The following is a 9549-nucleotide window of genomic DNA, read 5'->3' on the forward strand; positions in this document are numbered from 1 at the left end:
CCGGACCGCGCACCCCGGAATGGCGCTAGCGGTCCCTCAAGCGGCAACAGCCGCGAGTGCAGCGTAGTTGGTGCAACTGACACAGGAGCCTGCCTCTGCAAAGGTTAGAAGGCCGATTGGTTCGTAGGAGAGCGTGAGTGGCGACCCCGTCAAGGAATGGCGCATCTCAACTCATGTCCGCCCCTTTCACCCATAAGCCTGAATAATGCAACGATCGTTCGGGCCCGCACCGAGTGCCCACCCACCCTCCTGTGCCACGGCTGAGGCGGTGCGAGCAGTGAGCTAACCGCGACAGCATTGCACGGCGTCAGAGAGGGGGTGCACTCTTCCATCTGAGTGACGATCCGGCGCTGCCCCGGCGATCGACGCACAAGTAGCTGGTTGCGGTCGCGTCATTTCGGCTGTGGCGGCTGGGCAGCAGGGCCTCCAAAGCTAGTTCACCGCTGCTTGAGGCCAGAGGACGAGGTTGCTCAACGAGTTGTCCGGCCGGTCGTGAAGGGAGCCGGCGCATCACATCTCCAACGCCTTGGCACCCTGATAGTCCACTCTGCCAGCCGCGGACTATCTGTGGACCCATCGCGTCGGTGCTGCCGCGTGCAGCACTTTGAATGGACTGGATACACCGTCGCTCAGCGCCGCGGCGGAAGCGGCGGTCGCCGCCGGTCGGGGCGGTCGGACAGATCGGGGGGCGTGGCGGCGGGATGCTTCTCCAGCAGGTCCAGCGCGGTCTGCACCGCCACCTCCAGGTCGGTGCGCCGGCCCTCCGCCCAGTCCAGCGGGGTGCGGATGCAGGGGATGTCCGGTTCCACGCCGTGGTTCTCCACCGACCAGCCGTACGCCTCGAACCAGGCGGCGTTCATCGGCACCGTGATCACCGTGCCGTCGCCCAGCCGGTGCCGGCCGGTCATGCCGACCACGCCGCCCCAGGTGCGGTGGCCCACCACCGGGCCGATCGACAGCAGCCGGAACGTCGCCGTGATCATGTCGCCATCGGAGGCGGTCGCCTCGTCGGCCAGCGCCACGATCGGCCCGCGTGGCGCGTTGCCCGCGTAACTCACCGGCTGCGCGTCGCGGATCCAGTCCCAGCCGAGGATCCTGCGGGTCAGGCTCTCCACGACCAGGTCGCTGATGTTGCCGCCCGCGTTGCCACGCACGTCGACGATGAGCGCCGGGCGCACGACCTCCATGCGCAGATCGCGGTTGAACTGCGCCCAGCCGGAGCCGCCCAGATCCGGGATGTGCAGATAGCCGCACTTGCCCTCGCTCAACTCCCGGACCACCAGGCGCCGTTTGGCAACCCAGTCCTGGTAGCGCAGCGGCCGCTCGTCCACCAGCGGCACGACCGCGACCCGGCGCGGAGGGCCGTCGCCGGGGGGTGTGAACGTCAGCTCCACGGTGGTGCCGCCCGCCGCCGACAGCAGCGGACCGGGACCGTCGACCGGGTCCACCTCGCGGCCGTCGACATGGGTGAGCGCCGCCCCCTCCGGAATGCCGGTGCCCGCCAGCGGCGAACGCGCCCTGGAATCGGAGGACTCGCCGGGCAGGATGCGGCTCACCACCCACCGGCCGTCCTTGGTGTGCGCGAAGTTGACGCCCAGCAGCCCGATCGGCCGCTGGTAGTGCGGAGGCCCCTCGTTGCGTCGGGCCGGGGCGACGTACGCGTGCGAGGTGCCCAGCTCGCCCAGGACCTCGCGCAGCAGATCGGCGAACTCGTCGGGCGTGGAGACCTGTTCGAGCAGGGGACGGTACTGGTCGAGCACCGCGGGCCAGTCGATGCCGCACATGTCCGGCGCCCAGAAGTAGTCGCGGATGATCCGCCCGGCCTCCGCGTACGCCTGGCGCCACTCGGCGGGCGGGTGCGCCTCGTGCAGCACGCGCCGCATGTCGATGTAGACGGTGGAGTCCATGTCGCCGGGCTCGTAGGCGGGCACGACGGTCAGTTCGCCCTCGTCGAAGACGACCAGTTGCGTGCCGTCGCCGCTGACCCGGTACCAGTCCATGTGCCGCACCAGCTCGACCCGCTTGGACTTGGCCAGGCCGAAGTACTCCAGCGTCGGCCGGGCCGAGGGATCGGTCGGATTGACGAACGTCTCGCCCAGCGCGCCCGAGATCGGCCAGCGCAGCCACGTCAGCCCGCCGCGCACCGCCTCCAGCGAGCTGTACTTGGAGGCGGGCACCGGGAACGGCGTCACCCGCATCGGCAGCCCGGCCGCCTCCACCGCCAGCGGGCCCTCGGTGAAGCCCGCCGGGTCCAGGCCGCCGCCGGGAGGCCTGCCCTCCACGGGCAGCGCGAAGGGGGACGGCGTCGCCGAGTGCAGCGGCACCAGGTGCGGGCGGCAGCCCAGCGGGAAGGACAGGTCACCGGTGTGCACGTCGTACACCGGGTCGAAGCCGCGCCAGGACAGGAAGGCCAGATAGCGGCCGTCACGGGTGAAGACCGGCTGCTCGTCCTCGAAGCGGCCGTTGGTGACGTCGATGACCGTGCGCTCGCCGTCCTCCGGGTCCGGCGCCAGCCGGGCGATCCGGATCTTGCGCAGCGAGCGGCCCACCACCGGATGCGACCAGGCGATCCACGCCGAGTCCGGGGAGAAGGCCAGGTCGCGCACGGGACCGTTGTCGGAGCGGTCGAGTTCGCCGACCGCGCCCGTCTCCGCGGAGACCAGCAGCAGCCGCCCGTCGTGGGCCGCGACCGCCATCGTCTCCCCGTCGGGGGAGGGCACCAGCTCCTGCACCCGGCCGATCTCCCCGCACGCCAGGCGTGCGCCGCCACTGTGGCAGGGGGCGCGGGCGCCCTCACCGGCCGCCTCGTCAGCGCCCTCCGCGGCCTCGGCCCCCGCCTCCCCTCCCTCCCGCAGTGCCTGCGCCACCGCGTCGTCCTCGTCGGCGATCTCCGCGACGGCCAGCGCCGCCGGGCGGCCCGGCAGCGCCGCGATCTCGATCGCGTCCTCGCCGTCGGCGTCCGTGACGAAGGCGATCCGGCCGGTCTCGCCCAGCATCGCGGGCAGCCGGACCCGGGAACCGGGCTCGTCGGAGATCGTGCGGGCCGGGCCGTCGCGGTGCGTGAGCCAGTACAGGCTGCCGCGTACGCACACCGCGCTCGCCCGGCCCGTACGGTCCACGGCCAGACCGTCCAGATAGGCCGCGGCCGGGACCTGGTACGGGCGCCGCCCGGCCCGCGTGCCGCCGAGGTCGATCTCCAGCCGCCGCGGCACCGAGTCCGCGGTCAGCTCCCCGACCATCCACAGCGCGCCCGCGCACTGGTAGACCACGCGCCGGCCGTCGGTGGACGCGTGGCGGGCGTAGAAGTCCGCGTGGTCGGTGTGCCGCCGCAGGTCCGTGCCGTCGGGCCGGCAGGAGTACAGGTTGCCGATGCCCTCGTGGTCGCTGAGGAAGGCGATCCGGTCGCCCACGAACATGGGGGACTCCAGATGCCCGCCGATGTCCGGCGCCAGCAGCTCGCCCTGGAGCCACAGCCGGCCGGTCGCCCCGCCCCGGTACCGCTTCCACGAGGCGGGCTCGTGCGGCGCGGTCGCCGACAGCAGCAGCGTCTGGTGCTCCCCGGCGGCGCTGTCCCGCACGGCGATGTCGGACACCGGCCCCCACGGCAGCCGGCTGCCCGGCCCGCCGTCGGCCGGGACGGCGTACCCCCACGTGTAGTGCGAGAACGGCTCACCGTGCGAGGAGACGGCCAGGATCCGGCCGTCCGGCGTCCAGGACCGCACGCGGGTGTCGGGACTGCCCCAGTAGGTGAGCCGGCTCGCCTGCCCGCCCTCCACCGGCGCGAGATGGACCTCGGGGTCCAGCGAACGCCAGCTGTTGAAGGCGATCGACGAACCGTCCGGGCAGAAACGGGGATGGCCCACCCGGGTCCGGTCGGCCGTCACCCGCCACGCGCGCCCCTCGTCCAGGGGCGCGACCCAGATGTCGTCCTCGGCGACGAAACAGAGCCGTTCACCGTGGACATGCGGAAACCGGAGGTACGCGGCGTCGCTCACCCATCCATCGTTCGCGGGTCCCGGAGCCCGGGCAACTTTTGCCGTGGTTCGCCCGGTTCCCGCCCTGCGTCAGCGCAGGCACTCCCGTACCGCCCGCACCAGCGCCTGCGCCCGCGGGTCGGCGGTGACGTTCTTCTGCATGCCGTTGGTGACGTAGCCGAAGCCGATCCCCGAGTCCGGGTCGGCGAAGCCCAGCGACCCGCCGCGACCCGGATGCCCGAAGGAGCCGGGGGACAGGAACGGCGAGGACGGGCCGTGCAGCATGTAGCCCAGACCGAAGCGGGTGTTCACCACCAGCACCCGGTCCGGTCCCTCGGACTCGGCCGTGCGCGCCGAGGTCAGCGTCGCCGGGGCGAACAGCCGCGGACCGCCGTCCGCCAGGCCGCCGACCAGGGCGGCGTAGAAGCGGGCCAGCGAACGCGCGGTGGCGATCCCCGCGGACGCCGCGAGTTCCGCGGCACGGTAGGCGGGGTCGTTCTCGTCCGGCAGCGGCTCGATGGCGCCGAACGCCCGCCGGGTCAGCGACTCCGGGTCGTCGTACGCCTCGCTCACGCTGCGCTTCGGACGGGCCCGCAGCCCCGCCGCCGGCGGCGCCTCCGGGGCCGTGATCGCGGCGATCCGGCCGACCCGTGCCTCCTGCCCGGCCGGCAGGCCCACCCACAGGTCCAGGCCCAGCGGACGGGCGATCTCCTCCGCCACGTAGCGGCCGATCGACCGGCCGCCGCTCGCGCGCAGCACCAGCTCGCCTATCAGCCAGCTGTAGGTCATCGCGTGATAGCCGTGGTCGCTCCCGGGCGCCCAGAACGGCGCCTGCGCCGCTAGCGCGCGCGGGCCGCTGACCCCGTCCAGCGCCTGCGCCGGGGTGAGCGGGACGTCCAGCGCCGGCACGCCCGCGCGGTGCGCGAGGGCGTCGCGCACGGTCACCCGCTCCTTGCCGGCCGTCTTGAACTCGGGCCAGTACGTGCCCACGGGCGCGTCCAGATCGAGCTGGCCGCGCTGGTGCAGCAGCAGCAGGCACGCCGCCGCCACACCCTTGGTCGCGGAGCGGACCACCTGCGCGGTGTCCTCCGCCCACCGGGGCCCGTCGGCCGCACCGTCGGCGTGCGCGGCACCGGCCCACAGGTCCACGGCCTTCTCGCCGTCCCGGTACACCGTCACCGCGGCGCCGAGCTCCCCGCGCTCCTCGAAGTTCCGGGCGAAAGCCTCCCGGACCGGTTCGAAACCGTCCGCCACCGACCCCAGGACGTCCACCACTGCCCGTACTCCCGCCTTGCCGCCGCCGCTGCTCCCCTCCATGGTGCCTCCCGCGCGCGGCGTCCCCGGACCGGGGTCGCACACCGGTACGGCCCGGGCCGGCGGAGGCGCGCGGCGCGCGGCGCAGCTCAGGCGGTCGCCGCTGCCGCCGCCCGGCCCGCCGTACGACCCGAGAAGATGCAGCCGCCGAGGAACGTCCCCTCCAGCGAGCGGTAGCCGTGCACCCCGCCGCCGCCAAAACCGGCCGCCTCGCCCGCCGAGTACAGACCCGGCAGCGGCTGCCCGTCGGCGCGCAGCACCCGGGCGTCCAGGTCCGTCTCCAGCCCGCCGAGCGACTTGCGGGTCAGGATGTTCAGCCGCACCGCGATCAGCGGGCCCGCCTTCGGGTCCAGCAGGCGGTGCGGGGCCGCGGTGCGGCTCAGCTTGTCGCCGAGGTAGTTGCGGGCCCCGCGGATCGCGGTGACCTGCAGATCCTTGGTGAAGGTGTTGGTGATCTCCCGGTCGCGGGCCACGATCTCGCGGCGCAGCGCGTCCTCGTCGAGCAGATCGTCCTTCGTGACCGCGTTCATGCCCCGCACGAGCGCCGCCAGGTCGTTCTCCACGACGAAGTCCACGCCGTGCTCCTTGAACGCCTCCACCGGGCCGGGCGCGCCCGGCAGCACACGGCGCAGCACCTCGCGCACGCTCTTGCCGGTCAGGTCAGGGTTCTGCTCGGAGCCCGACAGCGCGAACTCCTTCTCGATGATCCGCTGGGTGAGGACGAACCACGTGTACTCGTGGCCGGTCCGCATGATGTGCTCCAGCGTCCCCAGCGTGTCGAAGCCCGGGAACAGCGGCACCGGCAGCCGCCTGCCCGTCGCGTCCAGCCACAGCGAGGACGGGCCGGGCAGGATACGGATGCCGTGCCGGGCCCAGATCGGGTTCCAGTTCTCGATGCCCTCGGTGTAGTGCCACATCCGGTCGCCGTTGATCAGATGGCCGCCCGCCTGCTCGGCGACGCCCAGCATCAGACCGTCCACGTGCGCCGGGACCCCGGAGAGCAGCTTCGCCGGCGGCGTGCCCAGCCGCTCCGGCCACGCCTTGCGCACCAGGTCGTGATTGCCGCCGATGCCGCCCGAGGTGACGACCACCGCCTGGGCGGAGAGCCGGAACTCCGAGCGGACCTCCCGCGAACTCGCCTTGCCGCGCTCGGCGTCGCTGTCCACCAGCACCTCGCCCGCGACACCGTCCACGGTGCCGTCGGTCGTCGTCAGTGCCGTCACCCGGTGCCGGAAACGCAGCTCGACCAGGCCCTTGGCGACCGCCTCCCGCACCCGGCGCGCGAACGGCGCCACCACCCCCGGCCCGGTGCCCCACGTGATGTGGAAACGCGGCACCGAGTTGCCGTGCCCGGTGGCCAGGTAGCCGCCGCGCTCGGCCCAGCCGACCAGCGGGAAGAAGCGCAGGCCCTGCGCGTGCAGCCAGGCACGCTTCTCGCCCGCCGCGAAGTCCACGTACGCCTCGGCCCACTTGCGCGGCCAGTGGTCCTCGGGGCGGTCGAAGCCGGCCGTGCCCATCCAGTCCTGGAGGGCCAGCTCACGGCTGTCCTTGATGCGCATCCTGCGCTGCTCGGGCGAGTCCACGAGGAACAGGCCGCCGAACGACCAGAACGCCTGCCCGCCGAAGTTGGACTCCGGCTCCTGGTCGAGCAGGATCACCTTCCTGCCCGCGTCGGCGAGTTCCGCGGTGGCGACCAGCCCGGCCAGTCCCGCTCCGACGACGACGACGTCCGCGTCCAGCGCCATGGGTGTGTGCCTCTCCGCTCCCGTTCGGTGTGCGTGCACGTTACGCTACGCGCCAGTAGCCGGGCGAGAGGGTGCGCGCGACGAAATGCTCTCCCCGGAGCGGCGGAAGGACCCGGGCATGCGCAGATTCGAAGGACACGTCGCCGTTGTCACCGGAGGCGGCCAGGGCATCGGCGCGGCCACCGCGCGCCGGCTGATGTCCGAGGGGGCGGCGGTCCTGCTCGCCGACGCCGACGGGGAGCGGGCGGCCGCGACGGCGGCCGCGCTCACGCAGCAGTCCGATGGCGGCGGCCTCGCCGACGCGATCGCCTGCGACGTCGCCGACCAGGCCGCGGTCGACGCGGCCATGGCCCACGCCGCGGACCGCTTCGGGCGGATCGACGTCCTGGTCAACAACGCGTACGCGTGCCACGTCGACCCCCCGCGGTTCGAGGACCTCCTCGACGCCGACTGGTACGAGGACATCGAGGTCACCCTCACCGGCGCGATGCGCTGCGCGCGGGCCGCCCTGCCGTGGCTGACGCAGGCCGGCGGGCGCGGCGCGATCGTGAACATCGGCTCCGTCAACGGCCACGTCGACTTCGGCAACCACGCCTACAGCGCCGCCAAGGCCGGCCTCGCCTCCCTCACCCGCACGCTCGCGGCCCATGCCGCGCCGCGCGGCGTCCGCGTCAACCTCGTCGCCCCGGGCACGGTCCGCACCCCCGCGTGGGCCGGCCGCGAGGCCGACCTCGACCGCATCGCGGAGATCTATCCCATGGGGCGCGTCGGCGAGCCGGACGACATTGCGTCGGCGGTGGCGTTTCTCGCGTCGGGGGACGCGGGGTGGGTGACGGGGGTGGTGCTGCCGGTGGACGGGGGTGTGCTCGCGCACCACGCGGGCTTCGCCCGCGCTCGTCCCTGACGCGATCTGTCCGCCTGGTTTTTCCCCGCCCTCCCGCCCGAGTACCCGGCGCGGTAAGTGCGGGCCCCGCTCTGTTCGTTGTGGGGGTTCGGTGCCGCGCCGGGGTACGTCCTCAGCGCTCGCGGTTTGCGCCCACATTGTTCGGCATCGACCACGCGGTCTCCGCTCGTCGCTTCCGGGCGCACCCCGCCACACCCCCTCCCGGGTTCGTTGGGGCGACTGACGGCCGGTGGGGGTTCAGAAGGGCACTTGCGCCAACCCCGGACCGCTTCTCACCCACCCACCGGGGATCAGGCGCGAGAGCTCACGGAGGGGGCGGGGGAGTTGGGGGCACCTCCCAGCGGTAGCTGGGGGAGGGTGGTGTTCTGGACTGTGGAGCATATTTGGGTGCACAACCCGGGGCACGCAGCAGCAAGTTCCTGAGGCACCTAAATGTGCTGTCCAGAATGGCAGCCCCGCTGGGGGCACCCCCGGCCGGAGGTTGGGGGAGGGCGGGCGGGTGCTACCTGCGGTTGAAGGCCGCGTTGGACCAGACGTAGCCGAGCGCGGCCAGCGCGACGCACCAGCCGACCGCGAGCCAGCCGTTGTTGCCGATCTCCGTGCCGAGCAGCAGGCCGCGCAGGGTCTCGATGGCCGGCGTGAACGGCTGGTACTGGGCGATCGGCTGGAACCAGCCCGGCATCGCGTCGATGGGGGTGAAGGCGCTGGAGATCAGGGGCAGCAGGATCAGGGGCATGGCGCTGTTGCTGGCGGCCTCGGCGTTGGGGCTGGCCATGCCCATGCCGACCGCGATCCAGGTGAGGGCCAACGCGAACAGGGCGAGCAGTCCGAGCGCGGCGAGCCATTCCAGGGCGGTGGCGTCGGTGGAGCGGAAGCCGATCGCGACGGCGACGGCGCCGACGAGGACCACGCTGGCGATCGACTGCAGGACGCTGCCGACGACGTGCCCGATGAGTATCGAGCCGCGGTGGATCGCCATGGTGCGGAAGCGGGCGATGATCCCTTCGGACATGTCCGTGGCCACGGAGACGGCCGCCCCGATGACGGTGCTGCCGATGGTCATGAGCAGGATCCCGGGGACGATGTAGGCGATGTAGGCGGCCCGGTCGCCGCCGCCGTCGATGCCGGCGCCCATCACGCCGCCGAAGATGTAGACGAACAGCAGCAGCAGCATGACGGGGGTGAGCAGCAGGTTCAGGGTGAGGGAGGGGTAGCGGCGGGCGTGCAGGAGGTTGCGGCGCAGCATGGTCGTGGAGTCGCGGACGGCGAGGGCCAGGTTGCTCATCGGACGGTCTCCTTGGTCTGGGCGGTGTCGGTGTCGGTGTCGGTGAGGGCGAAGAAGACGTCGTCGAGGTCGGGGGTGTGCACGGTGAGTTCGTCGGCCTCGATGCCGGCGGTGTCGAGTTCGTCGAGGAGGGTGCGCAGGTCGCGCTGGGTGCCGTCGCTGGGGATCTGGAGGGTGAGGGCTTCGTCGTCCCGGGTGGCCTTGCGCAGGGCGGAGGCGGCGCCGAGGTAGGCGGCGGGGTCGGTGAAGCGGAGCCGGACGTGTCCGCCGGGGATGAGGCGCTTGAGTTCGTCGGCGGTGCCCTCTGCGGCGATGGTGCCGTTGTGG

The 9549-nt window shown here is 72.9% G+C and carries 6 protein-coding genes; 1 reads left to right on the forward strand and 5 read right to left on the reverse strand.

The genetic code is table 11. The features are described from left to right. Positions 1–629: 629 nt before the first annotated feature. The 3 genes from ABZ883_RS36470 to ABZ883_RS36480 form a co-directional block, all read right to left on the reverse strand. Positions 630–3995: a S41 family peptidase gene (locus ABZ883_RS36470; RefSeq protein WP_360914120.1), complete on the reverse strand. Its 3366-nt coding sequence runs from the start codon at positions 3993–3995 to the stop codon at positions 630–632. Between the two features lie 69 nt (positions 3996–4064). Continuing rightward, the gene (locus ABZ883_RS36475; protein WP_360914123.1) at positions 4065–5291 is read right to left on the reverse strand and encodes a serine hydrolase domain-containing protein; all 1227 of its coding nucleotides are present in this window, start codon (positions 5289–5291) and stop codon (positions 4065–4067) included. 86 nt (positions 5292–5377) lie between these two features. Then, complete coding sequence (locus tag ABZ883_RS36480; RefSeq protein ID WP_360914126.1) at positions 5378–7033, reverse strand: FAD-binding dehydrogenase; 1656 nt, start codon at positions 7031–7033, stop codon at positions 5378–5380. A 118-nt stretch (positions 7034–7151) separates the two neighbouring features. Between ABZ883_RS36480 and ABZ883_RS36485 the strand changes: the two genes are divergently transcribed. Next, positions 7152–7937: an SDR family oxidoreductase gene (locus tag ABZ883_RS36485; protein ID WP_360914129.1), complete on the forward strand. Its 786-nt coding sequence runs from the start codon at positions 7152–7154 to the stop codon at positions 7935–7937. Between the two features lie 502 nt (positions 7938–8439). Here ABZ883_RS36485 and ABZ883_RS36490 read toward each other — a convergent pair. Continuing rightward, positions 8440–9222: an ABC transporter permease gene (locus ABZ883_RS36490; protein ID WP_360914131.1), complete on the reverse strand. Its 783-nt coding sequence runs from the start codon at positions 9220–9222 to the stop codon at positions 8440–8442. Further along, positions 9219–9549, reverse strand: a 331-nt coding sequence (locus ABZ883_RS36495) for a DUF4162 domain-containing protein (RefSeq protein ID WP_360914134.1), incomplete at its 5' end; no start/stop codon positions are given. The genes ABZ883_RS36490 and ABZ883_RS36495, both read right to left, overlap by 4 nt.

This window comes from Streptomyces sp. NPDC046977 (assembly GCF_040644455.1).
Classification (GTDB): Bacteria; Actinomycetota; Actinomycetes; order Streptomycetales; family Streptomycetaceae; genus Actinacidiphila.

Bases quoted from the DNA above. Each gene is read 5' to 3' on its own strand.
- ABZ883_RS36475 (WP_360914123.1), bottom strand. From the start codon at position 5,291: ATGGAGGGGAGCAGCGGCGGCGGCAAGGCGGGAGTACGGGCAGTGGTG.
- ABZ883_RS36480 (WP_360914126.1), bottom strand. From the start codon at position 7,033: ATGGCGCTGGACGCGGACGTCGTCGTCGTCGGAGCGGGACTGGCCGGG.
- ABZ883_RS36485 (WP_360914129.1), top strand. From the start codon at position 7,152: ATGCGCAGATTCGAAGGACACGTCGCCGTTGTCACCGGAGGCGGCCAG.
- ABZ883_RS36490 (WP_360914131.1), bottom strand. From the start codon at position 9,222: ATGAGCAACCTGGCCCTCGCCGTCCGCGACTCCACGACCATGCTGCGC.